17 protein-coding genes and 1 pseudogene are annotated in these 16,163 nt (G+C 59.4%); 13 read left to right on the forward strand and 5 right to left on the reverse strand.

Translation table 11 applies throughout. From position 1 onward, the window contains the following. Positions 1-44 precede the first annotated feature (44 nt). Positions 45-1,022, reverse strand: coding sequence for a dipeptidase (locus tag AC1D2Q_RS19095; RefSeq protein WP_007907542.1), 978 nt, complete (start codon positions 1,020-1,022; stop codon positions 45-47). A 236-nt stretch (positions 1,023-1,258) separates the two neighbouring features. Between AC1D2Q_RS19095 and AC1D2Q_RS19100 the strand changes: the two genes are divergently transcribed. After that, positions 1,259-1,660: a lysozyme inhibitor LprI family protein gene (locus AC1D2Q_RS19100; protein WP_258671396.1), complete on the forward strand. Its 402-nt coding sequence runs from the start codon at positions 1,259-1,261 to the stop codon at positions 1,658-1,660. Between the two features lie 46 nt (positions 1,661-1,706). On the opposite strand, the gene AC1D2Q_RS19105 is transcribed toward AC1D2Q_RS19100, so the two are convergent. Next, positions 1,707-1,874, reverse strand: a complete 168-nt coding sequence (locus AC1D2Q_RS19105; RefSeq protein ID WP_477814190.1) for a hypothetical protein — start codon at positions 1,872-1,874, stop codon at positions 1,707-1,709. On the opposite strand from AC1D2Q_RS19105, the pseudogene AC1D2Q_RS19110 reads away from it, so the two are divergent. The 3 genes and pseudogenes from AC1D2Q_RS19110 (at position 1,873) to AC1D2Q_RS19120 (ending at position 2,882) form a co-directional block, all read left to right on the forward strand. Then, positions 1,873-2,126: pseudogene (locus AC1D2Q_RS19110) on the forward strand (type II toxin-antitoxin system RelE family toxin). The gene AC1D2Q_RS19105 and the pseudogene AC1D2Q_RS19110 overlap by 2 nt on opposite strands. After that, positions 2,110-2,433 (forward strand): helix-turn-helix domain-containing protein, encoded by a 324-nt coding sequence (locus tag AC1D2Q_RS19115; RefSeq protein ID WP_477814191.1) that lies wholly within the window; start codon positions 2,110-2,112, stop codon positions 2,431-2,433. The pseudogene AC1D2Q_RS19110 and the gene AC1D2Q_RS19115 overlap by 17 nt, the downstream one beginning before the upstream one ends. Before the next feature lie 32 nt (positions 2,434-2,465). Beyond that, positions 2,466-2,882 (forward strand): DUF3010 family protein, encoded by a 417-nt coding sequence (locus AC1D2Q_RS19120; protein WP_477814192.1) that lies wholly within the window; start codon positions 2,466-2,468, stop codon positions 2,880-2,882. A 26-nt stretch (positions 2,883-2,908) separates the two neighbouring features. On the opposite strand, the gene AC1D2Q_RS19125 is transcribed toward AC1D2Q_RS19120, so the two are convergent. Beyond that, entirely contained in the window at positions 2,909-3,856 is a 948-nt protein-coding gene (locus AC1D2Q_RS19125; RefSeq protein WP_477814193.1) for a GlxA family transcriptional regulator, read from the reverse strand. Between the two features lie 209 nt (positions 3,857-4,065). On the opposite strand from AC1D2Q_RS19125, the gene AC1D2Q_RS19130 reads away from it, so the two are divergent. The 6 genes from AC1D2Q_RS19130 (at position 4,066) to AC1D2Q_RS19155 (ending at position 9,545) form a co-directional block, all read left to right on the forward strand. Continuing rightward, on the forward strand, positions 4,066-5,010 hold the full coding sequence (locus AC1D2Q_RS19130; protein ID WP_007937989.1) for a choline ABC transporter substrate-binding protein: 945 nt from the start codon (positions 4,066-4,068) through the stop codon (positions 5,008-5,010). A 100-nt stretch (positions 5,011-5,110) separates the two neighbouring features. Continuing rightward, positions 5,111-5,998 (forward strand): 3-dehydrocarnitine:acetyl-CoA trimethylamine transferase CdhC, encoded by an 888-nt coding sequence (gene cdhC, locus AC1D2Q_RS19135; protein WP_477814194.1) that lies wholly within the window; start codon positions 5,111-5,113, stop codon positions 5,996-5,998. A gap of 142 nt (positions 5,999-6,140) precedes the next feature. Beyond that, positions 6,141-7,106: an L-carnitine dehydrogenase gene (locus AC1D2Q_RS19140; RefSeq protein WP_477814195.1), complete on the forward strand. Its 966-nt coding sequence runs from the start codon at positions 6,141-6,143 to the stop codon at positions 7,104-7,106. A 135-nt stretch (positions 7,107-7,241) separates the two neighbouring features. Further along, a complete protein-coding gene (locus AC1D2Q_RS19145; RefSeq protein ID WP_477814196.1) occupies positions 7,242-7,718 on the forward strand; it encodes a thioesterase family protein in 477 nt (158 codons plus the stop codon). Between the two features lie 14 nt (positions 7,719-7,732). After that, on the forward strand, positions 7,733-8,896 hold the full coding sequence (locus tag AC1D2Q_RS19150; protein WP_477814197.1) for a gamma-butyrobetaine dioxygenase: 1,164 nt from the start codon (positions 7,733-7,735) through the stop codon (positions 8,894-8,896). Positions 8,897-9,281: 385 nt separating this feature from the next. Next, positions 9,282-9,545 carry a hypothetical protein gene (locus AC1D2Q_RS19155; RefSeq protein WP_007937979.1) on the forward strand — a complete coding sequence of 88 codons (264 nt, stop codon included), beginning with the start codon at positions 9,282-9,284 and terminating at the stop codon, positions 9,543-9,545. Positions 9,546-9,676: 131 nt separating this feature from the next. On the opposite strand, the gene gbdR is transcribed toward AC1D2Q_RS19155, so the two are convergent. Beyond that, positions 9,677-10,780: a choline metabolism transcriptional regulator GbdR gene (gbdR, locus tag AC1D2Q_RS19160; RefSeq protein WP_007975492.1), complete on the reverse strand. Its 1,104-nt coding sequence runs from the start codon at positions 10,778-10,780 to the stop codon at positions 9,677-9,679. 490 nt (positions 10,781-11,270) lie between these two features. Beyond that, positions 11,271-12,647 carry an L-serine ammonia-lyase gene (locus tag AC1D2Q_RS19165; RefSeq protein ID WP_477814198.1) on the reverse strand — a complete coding sequence of 459 codons (1,377 nt, stop codon included), beginning with the start codon at positions 12,645-12,647 and terminating at the stop codon, positions 11,271-11,273. A 436-nt stretch (positions 12,648-13,083) separates the two neighbouring features. Between AC1D2Q_RS19165 and AC1D2Q_RS19170 the strand changes: the two genes are divergently transcribed. The 3 genes from AC1D2Q_RS19170 to choV all read left to right on the forward strand — a co-directional run bounded on the left by AC1D2Q_RS19170 (position 13,084) and on the right by choV (position 16,132). Next, positions 13,084-14,034, forward strand: a complete 951-nt coding sequence (locus tag AC1D2Q_RS19170) for a choline ABC transporter substrate-binding protein (RefSeq protein ID WP_477814199.1) — start codon at positions 13,084-13,086, stop codon at positions 14,032-14,034. Positions 14,035-14,111: 77 nt separating this feature from the next. Next, positions 14,112-14,957: a choline ABC transporter permease subunit gene (gene choW, locus AC1D2Q_RS19175; RefSeq protein ID WP_018928772.1), complete on the forward strand. Its 846-nt coding sequence runs from the start codon at positions 14,112-14,114 to the stop codon at positions 14,955-14,957. Continuing rightward, positions 14,954-16,132 (forward strand): choline ABC transporter ATP-binding protein, encoded by a 1,179-nt coding sequence (gene choV / locus AC1D2Q_RS19180; RefSeq protein WP_007937962.1) that lies wholly within the window; start codon positions 14,954-14,956, stop codon positions 16,130-16,132. The genes choW and choV overlap by 4 nt, the downstream gene beginning before the upstream one ends. Positions 16,133-16,163 lie beyond the last annotated feature (31 nt).

The following is a 16,163-nucleotide window of genomic DNA, read 5'->3' on the forward strand; positions in this document are numbered from 1 at the left end:
CCGGCACGAACGGCCGGGGGAAAGGATTCTTCAGATGCGGCGGCTTATTCGCCCCAAACGTCTTTCAAAACGTTGACCCAGTTTTCGCCCATGATCTTGCGCACGACGCGCTCGGAATGGCCGCGCTTGAGCAGGGTTTCGGTCAGGTTCGGGAACTCGCCCACGGTGCGGATGCCCAGCGGGTTGATGATCTTGCCGAAGCTGGTCAGACGGCGGGCGTAGCCCTTGTCATGGGTCAGGTATTCGAAGAAGTCCTGGCCATGGCCCTGGGTGAAGTCGGTGCCGATGCCGATGGCGTCTTCGCCGACGATGTTCATGGTGTATTCGATGGCTTCGGCGTAATCGTCGATGGTCGAATCGATACCCTTGGCCAGGAACGGCGCGAACATGGTCACGCCGACGAAACCGCCGTGATCGGCGATGAACTTCAGTTCTTCATCGGACTTGTTGCGCGGGTGCACTTTCAGGCCCGACGGCAGGCAATGGGAGTAGCAGACCGGCTTCTTGGATTCGAGGATGACTTCTTCGGAGGTCTTCGAGCCGACGTGGGACAGGTCGCACATGACACCAACGCGGTTCATCTCGGCAACGATTTCACGACCGAAACCCGACAGGCCGCCATCGCGCTCGTAGCAACCGGTACCGACCAGGTTCTGGGTGTTGTAGCACATCTGCACAATACCGACGCCCAGCTGCTTGAAGACCTCGACATAGCCGATCTGGTCTTCGAAGGCGTGAGCGTTCTGGAAGCCGAACAGGATGCCGGTCTTACCCTGCTCCTTGGCTTTGCGGATGTCGGCGGTAGTGCGCACCGGGATCACCAGGTCGCTGTTCTCGCGAATCAGCTTCTGACTGGCGGCGATGTTGTTGACAGTGGCCTGGAAGCCCTCCCACACCGACACGGTGCAGTTGGCCGCGGTCAGACCGCCCTTGCGCATGTCTTCGAACAGCTCACGGTTCCACTTGGCAATGATCAGGCCGTCGATAACGATGCTGTCGGCGTGTAATTCGGCTGGGCTCATCAGGCAGTCCCCTATTAGCGATTCATGCGCCGAATCGTGTGCCGGCGCTTTGGGGCCAGCATATGCCTGAGGGACGGTGCAGCCGGGTGCAAAAACGACAGGGGAATTGCCGAAAGCGTCAATCCGCGACAAAGGGTCGCCAACCGACATGATTGCCTACCTGTTCAAGCCCGTTCGCATGGGCCAGAATTCGCCGCATCACTGGATGCATTACTGAATTTAGGGGCGGCGACGCAATGAAATCAATCTTCCTGGCTTTGGCACTGATAGCGACCGGCGTACAGGCGGCCGAAGAAGCCGACGACAACCCCTGCGACGCCGTCGCAAACGAAGTCCAGACTCTGGAATGCTCGGCTTACAGCAGGAATACCGCAGAACAACTGCTGAGCGACAACTACCAAAACCTGAGCGAGCGCATGCAAACGCGCTACGGCAGTAACAAGGCGCAACTGGCCGACATCACCGCCAAAATCAAGACTGCGCAACAACAATGGCTGAAGACCCGGGATGCCGATTGCGCGGTGGAAGCGTTCCCGGCGACGAGCGGCAGTAAAGCCTTCAACATTGCGCAAAATGATTGCGTGGCGCGGATGAGTGACGAGCGGTCGGAGTTTTTGGAGTCGATTGGGCAGGAGTGATCCTGAATCGTCCGTCGAAAGCTGGTAGCCCTACCAGCTTTTACCCTCAATAAAGACCTTTCCCACAAGCCTCACTGAGCAAGCCTACAATTCCCCGCCGAGCAAGGCTTAACGCAGTTTTTTCGAGCAACATGCTGACAAATTTCATTTGTTGGCCACCTGAAAAATATAAGTAAATATTCGCAAATCTTATAAAAGACTTATATTCTTCCATGAACAGCATTCACTGGACTCGAAAGGCCGTTAAGCAGCTCTTGAAATTGCATTCCGTTCATCAGATCCAGGTTAGGGATGCCATCACGGCGCTAGCTGGTATGCCTGACGCAGGCAATGTCAAAGTACTGGTTGGTCATGACTACGCCTATCGACTGCGAGTCGGTAGTTATCGGGTTATGTTCGACTGGGATGGCGCGATCAAAGTGGTCAGTATCCAAGAGGTCAAAAACGCGATGAACGCCCCTACTGACATTCAAATCATCAACGACGCGGAGGGAAAACCGGCATTCGTAGTCATTCCATACGCGCAGTATGTGGCACAAAAAATTGAGCCCGATCTGATCCCCCATGAAGTGGTCAGTCGCATCGTCGACGGCGCGACGCCAATTCGTGCCTGGCGTGAACACCTGAACCTTACGCAGGATGAAGTGGCCAGACGCATGGGCATCTCCCAACCGGCCTTTGCCCAGCAGGAAACGGTTGCCAAGCCCCGCAAGGCCACGCGTGAGAAAATCGCCGCGGCTTTTGGCATCACCGCCAATCAACTAGAGCTGTAAGCTGCACGCCAGCATCAGGAAAAGGGATTCAAATGAAAATCTGCGGTATCGAAATCAAAGGCAGCGAAGCAATCCTTGCCGTGGCCTCCCTCGACGATCAGGGGCTGACCCACGTCGCGCTGGCCACCAAGAAAATCGCCCTCGACGATAACGACGAAGCCGCCAACGTCAAAGTCTTTGCCGCTCAGGTGGCGTCGTTTATTCGTGAGAATTCAATCGACCGGATCGCAATCAAGAAGCGCAGCAAGAAAGGTGAGTTCGCCGGTGGGCCGACCACGTTCAAGATCGAAGGGGTTTTCCAGTTGCTGGAAAATTGCGAGGTGACGCTGCTGTCGCCGCAAACCATCAATGCGCAGAACAAAAAGTTCGACTTTGAACTGCCGGCCACGCTGAACAAGTATCAGCACGAGGCTTACAAAGCGGCGTGCTCGGCACTGATGAAGAAGTAACGACGTAATCCTGTAGGAGGTCGGTTTCAGGCCTTCTGGCTTTGTCGGCGATCCTCCCGCGGGCACCGCTCAAACCTCGCCCGATAACTGCGGGTGAAATACGATGGCGATTCAAACCCGCAGGCGATACTCACCTCCAGCACACTCATGTCCGTCTGGCGCAGCAGCTGCCGCGCCTTCTCCAGCCTTAATCGCAGATAGAAATTGCTCGGCGTGTCGTTCAGGTGCAGGCGAAACAGGCGCTCTAGCTGACGCCGGGTCACTTTGATCGATTCCGCCAGCTCCAAAGTGCTGAGCGGCGGTTCGCTGTGCTGTTCCATCTCCCCAATGACATGCACCAGTTTCTTGTTGCTGATGCCATATCGCGTGGCGACTTCCATGCGTTGGTGGTCTTTGCGCGGACGGATGCGCCCGAGTACGAATTGTTCGCTGACCTGAATCGCCAGTTCCGGGCCATGGGCCTGACCGATGAGGTCAAGCATCAGGTCAATAGAGGCGGTGCCGCCGGCGGAGGTGATGCGCCGACGGTCGATCTCGAACAGTTCCTGGGTGACGCTCAGCTGTGGATAAGATTCCTTGAAGGCGTCGATGGCTTCCCAGTGCAGGGTCAGGCGATGGCCGTCGAGCAGGCCGGCCTCGGCGAGGATGAAGCTGCCGGTGTCGATGGCGCCGAGGGTCACGCCTTCGTTGTCCAGGCGGCGCAACCAATGCTCCAGGGCCGGAGTGGTGAACTTCAGCGGTTCGAAACCGGCGACCACCAGCAAAGTCGCACCTTTCTTCAGCGGCTCCAGCGCTGCATCGGCGTTGACCGACATGCCGTTACTGGCCAGAACCGCCCCGCCATCGGCGCTCAACACATGCCAGCGGTACAGCTCGCCACGAAAACGATTGGCGACCCGCAGCGGCTCGATCGCCGAGATAAAACCGATCGCCGAAAAACCCGGCATCAACAAGAAGTAGAAATCCTGGGACATGGAGCGCACTCGACTGGCAGGTAACGAGAGGGCGGGAAGCGTGTGGACGTTGATACGCCACTTGCAAGAGGCATTCAAGTGCGCAGGTCGCCGCAGTGCAAGAGCTGGTCGCCGCAGTGCGTTTTCACGGGGGCGTTGCTGCGTAACTTGGCATCACCGGCACACGAAGATGCCGGACCCCACAATAACGACCTGCCGAGGAACCCGACATGAAACGACTGATCAGCAGCTGTGTTCTTGCACTCAGCGGTACCGCTTTCTTGAGCGCCAGTGTCATGGCAGCCGAACCCGCGTCGTGCCAGAACGTGCGCATGGGCGTAGTGAACTGGACCGACGTGATCGCCACCAGCGCCATGACCCAGGTCCTGCTCGACGGCCTCGGCTACAGCACCAAACAAACCAGCGCCTCCCAGCAAATCGTCTTTGCCGGCATTCGCGACCAGCGCCTGGATTTGTTCCTGGGCTACTGGAACCCGCTGATGACCCAGACCATCACGCCGTTTGTCGATGCCAAGCAGGTCAAAGTGCTTGAAGCGCCAAGCCTCAAGGACGCCCGCGCCACCCTCGCCGTTCCGACTTACCTCGCCGACAAGGGCCTGAAAACCTTCGCCGACATCGCCAAGTTTGAAAAAGAACTGGGCGGCAAGATCTACGGCATCGAACCTGGCTCGGGCGCTAACACCCAGATCAAGGCGATGATCGCCAAGAACCAGTTCGGCCTCGGCAAGTTCCAGCTGGTCGAGTCCAGCGAAGCCGGCATGCTGGCGGCAGTAGATCGCGCGGTACGCCGCAAGGAAGCCGTGGTGTTCTTCGGCTGGGCGCCGCACCCGATGAACGTCAACGTGAAGATGACCTACCTCACCGGCAGCGACGACGCCCTCGGCCCGAACGAAGGCATGGCCACGGTCTGGACCGTCACCTCGCCGAACTACGCGCAGCAATGCCCGAACGTCGGTCGCCTGCTGAGTAACCTGACGTTCACCGCCGAAGACGAGAGCCGGATGATGCAGCCGCTGCTGGATCACAAGGACGCTTTCGAATCGGCCAAACAGTGGCTCAAGGATCATCCGCAAGACAAGCAACGCTGGCTTGAAGGCGTGACCACCTTCGATGGCAAACCGGCCGCTGAAAACCTGAAGCTGACCAGCAAATAGAACCGAAATGAACCACCGATTCGCAGCCCGATGCGGGCTGCGAGCGGGATAGACACGCCAAAGCTCCGCCAAAAAACTCAAGCCTGAAGGAAACCGCCTCATGAACCACGACGTCATCATCACCTGCGCACTCACCGGTGCTGGCGACACGACCGCCAAGAGCCCACACGTGCCGGTCACCCCGAAACAAATTGCCGCGGCCGCCGTGGAGGCCGCCAAGGCGGGCGCTACCGTGGTCCACTGCCACGTTCGCGACCCACAAACCGGCAAGTTCAGCCGTGACGTGGCGCTGTACCGCGAAGTGATGGAGCGCATCCGCGAGGCGGACGTCGACATCATCGTCAACCTCACTGCCGGCATGGGCGGCGATCTGGAAATCGGCGCAGGCGAGAACCCGATGGAATTCGGCCCGAACACCGATCTGGTCGGCCCACTGACCCGTCTGGCCCACGTCGAAGAATTGCTGCCGGAAATCTGCACCCTGGATTGCGGCACCCTGAACTTCGGCGACGGCGACACCATTTACGTGTCCACCCCTGCCCAGCTGCGTGCTGGCGCCAAACGCATTCAAGAGCTGGGCGTCAAGCCTGAGCTGGAAATCTTCGACACCGGTCACCTGTGGTTCGCCAAGCAGATGATCAAGGAAGGCCTGCTGGATAACCCATTGTTCCAGCTGTGCCTGGGCATCCCGTGGGGTGCGCCAGCGGATACCACCACCATGAAAGCCATGGTCGACAACCTGCCGGCCAATGCGGTCTGGGCGGCGTTCGGCATCGGGCGCATGCAGATGCCGATGGCGGCGCAAGCGGTGCTGCTCGGCGGTAACGTGCGGGTTGGTCTGGAAGACAACCTGTGGCTGGACAAGGGCGTGTTGGCGACTAACGGCCAACTGGTTGAACGCGCTTCGCAAATCCTCAGCCGCCTCGGCGCCCGCGTTCTGACCCCGGCCGAAGGCCGGGCAAAAATGGGCCTGACCAAGCGCGGTTGAAACAAATCACCCTTTCCCCCTGTGGGAGCGAGTTTGTGTGGCGAGGGGGCTTGCCCCCGTTGGGTCGCGAAGCGGTCCGACAAGCCCCATCGCCAAACAGGCTCGCTCCCACATTTTTTTGAGCCCAATTCAGGAAGTCGCCATGAGCTTTATCACTGATATCAAAACCTTCGCAGCACTGGGCAGCGGTGTCATCGGCAGCGGCTGGGTGTCCCGCGCCCTCGCCCACGGCCTCGATGTGGTGGCCTGGGACCCGGCGCCCGGTGCCGAAGCGGCGCTGCGCAAACGCGTCGCCAATGCCTGGGGCGCGCTGGAGAAACAAGGCCTGGCACCCGGCGCATCGCAGGATCGGCTGCGCTTTGTCGCCACCATCGAAGAATGTGTTCGCGACGCGGATTTCATTCAGGAAAGCGCCCCTGAGCGTCTGGAACTGAAACTGGAACTGCACAGCAAAATCAGCGCGGCGGCCAAGCCCAATGCGTTGATCGGTTCCAGCACCTCGGGACTATTGCCGAGCGAGTTTTACGAGAGTTCGACGCACCCGGAACGCTGCGTGGTCGGGCACCCGTTCAACCCGGTTTATCTGCTGCCATTGGTGGAAGTGGTCGGCGGCAAGAACACCGCGCCAGAAGCGGTGCAAGCGGCGATGAAAGTCTATGAATCCCTGGGGATGCGCCCGCTGCATGTGCGCAAGGAAGTGCCGGGATTTATCGCCGACCGTTTGCTCGAAGCCTTGTGGCGTGAGGCGCTGCACCTGGTCAACGACGGCGTGGCGACCACGGGTGAAATCGACGATGCGATTCGTTTTGGCGCGGGTCTGCGCTGGTCGTTCATGGGCACCTTCCTGACTTACACCCTGGCGGGCGGCGATGCCGGGATGCGGCACTTCATGGCGCAGTTCGGGCCAGCGTTGCAGTTGCCCTGGACGTACCTGCCGGCACCGGAGCTAACCGACAAGTTGATTGACGATGTGGTGGATGGCACCCGCGATCAGTTGGGCAAACACAGCATCTCGGCACTGGAACGCTATCGTGACGATTGCTTGCTGGCGGTGCTGGAGGCGGTGAAGACCACCAAAGAGAAGCATGGGATGGCCTTCAGCGAATAACCCTTCGCACAGATCGTTCCCACGCTCTGCGTGGGAATGCAGCCCGGGACGCTCCGCGTTCCAAAGGCGTGACGCAGAGCGTCACAGGAAGCGTTCCCACGCAGAGCGTGGGAACGATCACGTTCGGAGATAAAGATGCCCACCCTCACCACCTACCAAACCAGAATCATCCCCGACTGGGTCGACTACAACGGCCATCTGCGCGATGCCTTCTACCTGCTGATTTTCAGCTACGCCACTGACTCGTTGATGGATCGGCTGGGTATGGACAGCAACAACCGCGAGGCCAGCGGCCACTCGCTGTTTACCCTCGAACTGCACCTCAATTACCTGCACGAAGTGAAGCTCGATGCTGACGTCGAAGTGCGAACCCAGATCATCGGCCACGACAGCAAACGCCTGCACCTCTATCACAGCCTGCATCTGGTCGGTGACGACAAGGAACTGGCCGGCAACGAACAAATGCTGCTCCACGTTGATCTCGCCGGTCCGCGATCCGCGCCGTTCAGCGAAGCCACGTTAAGCAAGCTGCAAGCCATCGTCGCCGAGCAAACCGACCTTCCAGCCCCCGACTACATTGGCCGAGTGATCGCTTTACCGCCTAAAAAATGACAAGGAGATCGCCATTGAACACCGCCGCCGCTTTTGCCGACTTCCGTACTTACCCGTTGATCAGCGCGTTGACCGCCGTGCAAACCCTGGCGGACCGTATTCACGTGCAATGGGCTGACGGTCGTCTCAGCCCTTTCCATCACCAATGGTTGCGCGACAACTGCCCGTGCCCGCTGTGTGTCTACACCGTGACGCGCGAACAGGTGCTGGAAATCGTCGATGTCGCGCAAGACCTGACGCCGTCAAAGGCAGATGTCGATGCCGAAGGTTGCCTCAACGTCGAGTGGCAAGACGGCCACCTCAGCCGCTTCGATCCCGGCTGGTTACGCGCCCATGCCTACGACGACGATTCCCGCGCCGAACGTCGCGCCGCCAAGCCCAAAAGCCAGCTGTGGAACAGCAACCTGAAGCTGCCGGTATTCGACTACCAGGCGCTGATGAACGACAACGGCGCCTTGTTGCAATGGCTGTTGGCGGTGCGCGACCTCGGCCTGACCCAAGTGCGCGGCGTGCCCACCGAACCCGGCTCGCTGAAGCTGATCGCCCAGCGGATTTCGTTCATCCGCGAGAGCAATTTCGGCGTGCTGTTCAACGTGCAATCCAAGGCCGATGCCGACAGCAATGCCTACACCGCCTTCAACCTGCCACTGCACAGCGATTTGCCGACCCGGGAGTTGCAACCGGGGCTGCAATTTCTGCATTGCCTGGTGAATGACGCCGACGGTGGCGAGAGTATTTTCGTCGACGGCTTTGCCATCGCCCAAGCCTTGCGCCAGGAAGACCCCGAGGCGTTTCAAGCCTTGTGTGAAATCCCCGTGGAGTTCCGCAACAAGGACCGCCACAGCGACTACCGCTGCCTGGCGCCGATCATCGCACTGGATGCGTTCGGGCAAGTGTCGGAAATCCGCATGGCGAACTTTCTGCGTGGGCCATTCGATGCTTCAGTGGAGCAGATGCCCAGGCTGTATCGCGCTTACCGGCGCTTCATTGCGATGACCCGCGAGGCGCGTTTCCGGGTGATGACACGGCTCAACCCCGGCGAGTTGTGGTGCTTCGACAACCGCCGCACCCTCCACGCCCGCAACGCCTTCGACCCCGCCACCGGCGCCCGGCATTTCCAGGGGTGCTATGTCGACCGGGATGAATTGCTGTCGCGCATTCTCGTTTTACAACGCTAGACCGCGTCATCGTTCATCGCGGGCAAGCCACGCTCCCACAGGTTACTCACGCCCCCTGTGGGAGCGTGGCTTGTCGGATCGCCGCACCGCCGCGATGGCGTCCGCACAAACAACACAAATTCTGGATTCGCAGGCAAAAAAAACCCCGATCAAGCCGTGACAAGATCGGAGCTGAGGAGGGTACTGTTGAGGAGCTGATGCGCGAGGGTGACCAAACCTTCGTGGAGCCAGCTGAGTCCAGTGTGCCTACTCCCATCCTTAGCAAGTTAGCCGAAAGCGACCTGTTCATAGGTATTGCGGCCATTGCGACAAATCGTCCTTGCCGACGCCTACAGCCCCTACCAGAATCGAACCACGACACCGTTCCCTGAAGAAGGATTGCGTCATGATGCACGCCGATTTGATTGACCAGGAAGACCTGTTGGGCCAGCTAAAATCGTTGGGTTTTCAAGTACCGAGTGGCTCTACAGCCGAGCAGGCTTGCGAGTGTGCGGTGCGAGGCTTGAACGATGAACGGGCGATGACGCTGCGGACCATGGTCAAGCAGATGTACACCAGCAGCGCGACCATCCTGCCGGCCGTGCGCCAGGCGATCGACAAGCAATTGCTGCCTGCGTTGGCGGAGTATCAGCAAAGCCGTAGCGCCTGAGTACCGCCTCGCCATGATCATTCCCACGCTCTGCGTGGGAATGCAGCCCGGGACGCTCCGCGTCCCTGCCGAAGCGGACGCAGAGCGTCCATTGAGGCATTCCCACGCAGAGCGTGGGAACGATCAGAGCTTTAGAGCCTTACGCTAGCAAACGTCGATTCATTACGCGCCTGGCTCAACGCCGACAGCGGCCCGGACAACGGCGACAGCACCAATGCTTGCGGCAGTGGCATCATCGCCACTTGTTGCGTGGTGTTGGAGCCTACGCGCTCGTCACGCGGTGGAATGCCGAAGTATTCGCGGTAGCACTTGGAGAAGTGCGGCGTGGACACGAACCCACACACCGACGCCACTTCGATGATCGACATCGGCGTTTGCTTGAGCAGTTGCCGGGCGCGGATCAGGCGCAGTTTCAGGTAGTAACGCGACGGCGAGCAGTGCAGGTATTTCTGGAACAGCCGCTCCAACTGACGACGCGAAACGGCGACATAAACCGCCAGTTCATCGAGGTCGATCGGCTCTTCGAGGTTGGCCTCCATCAACGCGACGATTTCCTGCAACTTCGGCTGGTTGGTGCCGAGCATGTGCTTGAGCGGCACGCGCTGGTGATCCTGCTCGTTGCGGATGCGCTCGTAGACGAACATCTCCGAAATCGCGGCCGACAGTTCACGGCCATGATCGCGGCTGATCAGGTGCAGCATCATGTCCAGCGGCGCGGTGCCGCCGGAGCTGGTGAACCGGTTACGGTCCAGGGTGAACAGCCGGGTGCTCATGGCCACCCGAGGGAAAGCTTCCTGCATAGCGGCCAGACATTCCCAGTGCACGCTGCAATCGAAACCGTCCAGCAGGCCGGCGCACGCCAGGGCCCAGCTGCCGGTGCACACCGCGCCGAGACGACGGGACTGACGCGCCTGGCTTTGCAGCCACGACACATGCTCACGGGTTACGGTGCGCTGAATGCCGATGCCGCCACAGACAATGACGGTGTCCATGGGTGGTGCTTTGTGCATGGAGGCGTCGGGGGTGATCTGCAGGCCGTCACTGGCCCAGACCTGACCGCCATCGACGGTGAGCGTGGTCCAGCGATACAGCTCGCGGCCGGACAATTGGTTGGCCATACGCAGGGGTTCTACTGCGGAGGCCAGAGAAATCAGCGTGAAATTGTCCAGCAGCAGAAAGCCGATGGATTGAGGCGCACGGTTCTGGGGTTGGGCCCCGGAGTTGAACGTCGTCATCGCGGTATCTCCTCACACAAAGCGGGTGATGGCCTCAGGCGGAGGCTCTTTTTATTGCCATCGTTCTCGCGTGGGAGACGGGCTTTGTAATGACAGAGCAATTGCCATGCCTAAATTGAATGCGCGTTCAATAACTCCTGAAAACGACGTCGCGATGCGTCTAGATATGGCGCGCAGAGATAAGAGGTTAAAAGTGCCATCAAAGGCCCCAAACCCGTGCCCCCGTTGCGTGTGAGCAAATCGGTAGCACTTGTGGGAACAGGTCTGCGACGCGGCGGTCAAGAGTGTCACCGCTGGCACAGGTGACGAACGGTCAGGGTTTGAATTTGATCCCCGACCGGAGAGGTGGGCTTGCCTGTTTGCGACGCGCCAAAAGGTGGCGCGTTTTAGTGCGCGTGTTCACTTGGTGCGCAGTTTTGACTGGTCTGGTGTAGCACATGAGGTCTTTGTGGAGAGCAGGCTTGCCCCCTCTCCACAGGTCAACTCGGTTTCAGCACTCCACCGCGCTAACCGCCAAACCACCGCGCGACGTCTCTTTATATTTGTCGTGCATGTCGGCACCGGTGTCACGCATGGTGCGGATCACCCGGTCCAGCGAGATAAAGTGCTGACCGTCACCGCGCAGCGCCATCTGCGCCGCGTTGATCGCTTTCACCGCGGCAATCGCATTGCGCTCGATACATGGCACCTGCACCAGCCCACCCACCGGGTCGCAGGTCAAGCCGAGGTTATGCTCCAGGCCGATTTCCGCCGCGTTACACAACTGCTCCGGCGTGGCACCAAGAACCTCCGCCAACCCGGCTGCCGCCATGGCGCAAGCCGAACCGACTTCGCCCTGGCAACCGACTTCGGCACCGGAGATCGAGGCGTTCTTCTTGCACAGAATCCCCACCGCCGCGGCACTAAGGAAGTAATCGACCACGTTGGCGTCAGTCACTGCCTCGCTGAATTTCATAAAGTAGTGCAACACCGCCGGAATGATCCCCGCCGCACCGTTGGTCGGTGCCGTGACCATGCGCCCGCCGGCAGCGTTTTCTTCGTTGACCGCCAACGCGAACAGGTTGACCCACTCCATCGCGCTCAAGGTCGAGCCGATCACGTTGGGCTTGTTCAGCTCTTGCAAGCTGCGGTGCAACTTGGCCGCGCGACGGCGCACATTAAGACCACCGGGCAGGATGCCTTCGTGCTTGAGGCCTTGCTCCACACAATCCTGCATGGCGCGCCAGAGCTTCATCAGGCCGCTGCGGATTTCTTCTTCGCTGCGCCAGACTTTCTCGTTGGCCATCATCAATTCGGCCACGCGCAGGTTGTGCTTCTTGCACAGGCTGAGCAATTCGACGGCACTGGAGAAGTCGTAAGGCAACACGGTGTTATCCAGATCCACCACACCGCTGGAAGCTTGCGCCTCGTCGACGACAAAACCGCCGCCGATGGAATAGTAGGTGTCGCGATGCAGCTCGCCGTGATCGCCTTCGGCGACCAGGGTCATGGCGTTCGGATGGAACGGCAGGTTCTCGTCGATCAGGCGCATGTCCCGGGCCCAGATGAACGGGACCGACAAACGACCGTCGAGCAATAGCGTTTGGGTTTCACGCAAGGCTTCTATACGGATGCCGATTTGCGACGGATCGATCGCGTCGGGCCACTCGCCCATCAGCCCCATGATCACCGCGTTGTCGCTGCCGTGGCCGATGCCGGTGGCCGAGAGCGATCCATATAGCTGAACTTCGACGCGACACACCTGCTCCAGAAGCCCCCGCTCGCGCAAATCTTGCACGAACAGCGCCGCGGCGCGCATAGGCCCCACGGTGTGCGAACTGGAAGGGCCGATGCCGATTTTGAACAGGTCGAAAACACTGATAGCCATTACTGCTGAACTCCTGGATGTGCCTGCTCCAGGCGCAAAAGCGCCCAGTGACGGAGCTGCTACGCTCAAGCTGCAATCCGTCGAGATGGCCGCATCATCAGGCTTTTACCATGTCGTTCAACGTCTCACACCGACGCACTCATGCCCACTAGCGCCGCGGGTCTCTTACGCAATGTTTTCGCCGTTTTTTTGYGGATCAGAGGGGCAAATCGGGCTGAAAAAAGCTGTAAACGACGTCACCGACACTGGATGCGACCATCCCTGTACTGGTTACGACGCACCCTGTAGGCGTCAGATTTTCACTGGTACATGATCGTATCGACTCGATTGCAAGGCGCTGTGGTAGAGCTGTCTCCAAAACGCCATCCAACCGCAACAGATAAGTGCGGTGGTCCAGTCGGAACACTGCCAAAAAAAACACTTAGGAGTCGCCCCTATGAAAGGTTCCCCGTCGTTGTTGTTGGCCGCCATGCTGAGTCTGCCGTTCCTGGCTCAAGCCGCGGAACCGGCCCAATGCAGCACCGTAAACTTCTCCGATGTCGGCTGGACGGACATTACCGCGACCACCGCGACCACCAGCGTTGTGCTCAACGCCCTCGGCTACAAGACCAAGACCACGATGATTTCGGTGCCGGTGACCTACAAGTCCCTGGCCGACGGCAAGAACATGGACGTCTTCCTGGGTAACTGGATGCCGACCATGGAAAACGACATCAAGGCCTATCGGGATGCCGGCACCGTGGAAACCGTGCGCACCAACCTCAAAGGCGCCAAATACACCCTCGCCGTGCCACAAGCGCTGTACGACAAAGGGCTGCATGACTTTGCCGACATCGCCAAATTCAAGAAAGAACTCGACGGCAAGATCTACGGTATCGAGCCAGGCAACGACGGCAACCGTCTGATCCAGAGCATGATCGACAAAGACGCCTTCGGTCTCAAAACCGCCGGGTTCAAAGTCGTCGAGTCCAGCGAAGCGGGCATGCTGTCACAAGTCGACCGCGCGCAAAAACGCGACACCGCGGTGGTATTCCTCGGCTGGGCACCGCACCCGATGAACAAGCGTTTCAAGATTCAATACTTGACCGGTGGTGATGACTTCTTCGGCCCGGACTTCGGTGCCGCAACAGTTGCGACCAACACTCGCAAGGGGTATACCCAAGAGTGCAGCAACGTCGGCCAACTGCTGAAAAACCTGGAATTTACCGTCGATATGGAAAGCTCTCTGATGGGCAACATCCTGGACGACAAAATGAAGCCTGAAGCGGCCGCCAAGGCCTGGCTCAAAAACAATCCACAGGTGCTCGATACCTGGCTCGCTGGCGTGACCACCATTGACGGTAAACCTGGCCTGGAAGCCGTGAAAACCAAGCTTGCGCAGCCTTGAATTAGGAAGCATCGCTTACGCCGGGCGAGCCAGCTCGCCCGGGCTGTTTATTTCCTTGCATGCGGACGTTCACTACCATGCTGATTGATCAGAAAATACCTTTAGGCCAGTACATCGCGAGCTTCGTTGAATGGTTGACGCAACACGGCGCCAGCACCTTCGACGCCATCGCCGTGTCACTGGAAACGATGATCCACGGCGTGACTTTTGCGCTGACCTGGTTCAACCCGCTGGCATTGATCGGCCTCATCGCGCTACTGGCACATTTCATCCAACGCAAATGGGGCCTGACCGTTTTCGTCATCGCCTCCTTTCTGCTGATCCTCAATCTGGGGTACTGGCAGGAAACCATGGAAACCCTCGCCCAGGTGTTGTTCGCCACCCTGGTCTGCGTGGTAATCGGCGTGCCGTTGGGCATCGTCGCCGCGCACAAACCGATGTTCTACACACTGATGCGGCCGGTGCTCGATCTGATGCAGACCGTGCCGACTTTCGTGTACCTCATTCCTACCCTGACCCTCTTCGGTCTGGGTGTGGTCCCGGGTCTGATCTCGACGGTGGTGTTCGCGATTGCCGCGCCCATCCGCCTGACCTACCTGGGCATCCGCGATGTTCCGGACGAACTGATGGACGCCGGCAAGGCCTTTGGCTGCTCGCGCCGTCAGTTGCTCTCGCGCATCGAACTGCCTCACGCCATGCCAAGCATCGCGGCCGGTATCACCCAGTGCATCATGCTGTCGTTGTCGATGGTGGTGATTGCGGCACTGGTGGGCGCCGACGGCCTGGGCAAACCCGTGGTCAACGCACTGAACACTGCTGATATCGCACTGGGCTTCGAAGCAGGCCTGGCGATCGTACTGCTGGCGATCATGCTCGACCGTATCTGCAAACAACCCGAAGCCAAAGTAGGGGGTGACGCATGAGCATTATTCGCTTCGAAGACGTGGACGTGATCTTCTCCAAAGATCCACGCGCGGCTCTCAAACTGCTCGACCAGGGCATGACCCGCAACGAGATTCTGAAAAAGACCGGGCAAATCGTCGGTGTCGAAAAGGCCAGCCTGGACATCGAGAAAGGTGAAATCTGTGTACTGATGGGCCTGTCCGGCTCTGGCAAATCCAGCCTGTTGCGCTGTATCAACGGCCTCAACACCGTTAGCCGTGGCAAGTTGTTCGTCGAACACGAAGGCCGGCAGATCGACATCGCATCCTGCACCCCGGCGGAGCTGAAAATGATGCGCACCAAGCGCATCGCGATGGTGTTCCAGAAGTTCGCCCTGATGCCTTGGCTGACGGTGCGCGAGAACATCAGCTTCGGTCTGGAAATGCAGGGTCGCCCCGAGAAAGAACGCCGCAAACTGGTGGACGAGAAACTTGAGCTGGTGGGCCTGACCCAGTGGCGCAACAAGAAACCCAATGAGCTCTCCGGCGGCATGCAGCAGCGTGTCGGCCTGGCCCGTGCGCTGGCGATGGACGCCGACATCCTGCTGATGGACGAACCGTTCTCGGCCCTCGACCCGCTGATTCGCCAAGGCCTGCAAGACGAACTGCTGGAATTGCAAAACAAGCTGAGCAAGACCATCGTCTTCGTGAGCCACGACCTCGATGAAGCCCTGAAGCTGGGCAGCCGTATCGCTATCATGAAAGACGGCCGGATCATCCAGTACAGCGTGCCGGAAGAAATCGTCCTGAACCCTGCGGACGATTACGTGCGCACCTTCGTCGCCCACACCAATCCGCTGAACGTATTGTGTGGTCGCAGCCTGATGCGCACCCTGGACAACTGCAAACGCATCAACGGTTCGGTGTGCCTGGATCCGGGCGGCGATTCGTGGCTGGACCTGGCCGAAGGCAACACCATCAAAGGCGCACGCCAGAATGGCTCGAGCCTGGACCTGCAGAACTGGATACCGGGGCAAGCGGTTGAAGCCCTGGGTCGTCGACCAACGCTGGTGGACTCCAACATCGGCATGCGCGATGCACTGCAGATTCGTTACCAGACCGGCAACAAGCTGGTGCTGCACGACAACAACAAAGTGGTCGGGATCCTGGGCGACAGCGAGCTGTACCACGCGCTGCTCGGCAAGAACCTGGGGTAAGCAAGACAGCAGATACAAAAACGCCGCGAGA

Source organism: Pseudomonas sp. P1_A1 (assembly GCF_056406935.1).

Coding starts and splice junctions, on each gene's coding strand:
- choV (WP_007937962.1), top strand. CDS start 14,954: ATGAGCATTATTCGCTTCGAAGACGTGGACGTGATCTTCTCCAAAGAT.
- AC1D2Q_RS19100 (WP_258671396.1), top strand. CDS start 1,259: ATGAAATCAATCTTCCTGGCTTTGGCACTGATAGCGACCGGCGTACAG.
- AC1D2Q_RS19115 (WP_477814191.1), top strand. CDS start 2,110: ATGAACGCCCCTACTGACATTCAAATCATCAACGACGCGGAGGGAAAA.
- AC1D2Q_RS19165 (WP_477814198.1), bottom strand. CDS start 12,647: ATGGCTATCAGTGTTTTCGACCTGTTCAAAATCGGCATCGGCCCTTCC.
- AC1D2Q_RS19125 (WP_477814193.1), bottom strand. CDS start 3,856: ATGTCCCAGGATTTCTACTTCTTGTTGATGCCGGGTTTTTCGGCGATC.
- AC1D2Q_RS19140 (WP_477814195.1), top strand. CDS start 6,141: ATGAGCTTTATCACTGATATCAAAACCTTCGCAGCACTGGGCAGCGGT.
- AC1D2Q_RS19145 (WP_477814196.1), top strand. CDS start 7,242: ATGCCCACCCTCACCACCTACCAAACCAGAATCATCCCCGACTGGGTC.
- AC1D2Q_RS19130 (WP_007937989.1), top strand. CDS start 4,066: ATGAAACGACTGATCAGCAGCTGTGTTCTTGCACTCAGCGGTACCGCT.
- AC1D2Q_RS19170 (WP_477814199.1), top strand. CDS start 13,084: ATGAAAGGTTCCCCGTCGTTGTTGTTGGCCGCCATGCTGAGTCTGCCG.
- cdhC (WP_477814194.1), top strand. CDS start 5,111: ATGAACCACGACGTCATCATCACCTGCGCACTCACCGGTGCTGGCGAC.
- AC1D2Q_RS19095 (WP_007907542.1), bottom strand. CDS start 1,022: ATGAGCCCAGCCGAATTACACGCCGACAGCATCGTTATCGACGGCCTG.
- AC1D2Q_RS19155 (WP_007937979.1), top strand. CDS start 9,282: ATGATGCACGCCGATTTGATTGACCAGGAAGACCTGTTGGGCCAGCTA.
- choW (WP_018928772.1), top strand. CDS start 14,112: ATGCTGATTGATCAGAAAATACCTTTAGGCCAGTACATCGCGAGCTTC.
- gbdR (WP_007975492.1), bottom strand. CDS start 10,780: ATGACGACGTTCAACTCCGGGGCCCAACCCCAGAACCGTGCGCCTCAA.
- AC1D2Q_RS19105 (WP_477814190.1), bottom strand. CDS start 1,874: ATGGAAGAATATAAGTCTTTTATAAGATTTGCGAATATTTACTTATAT.
- AC1D2Q_RS19120 (WP_477814192.1), top strand. CDS start 2,466: ATGAAAATCTGCGGTATCGAAATCAAAGGCAGCGAAGCAATCCTTGCC.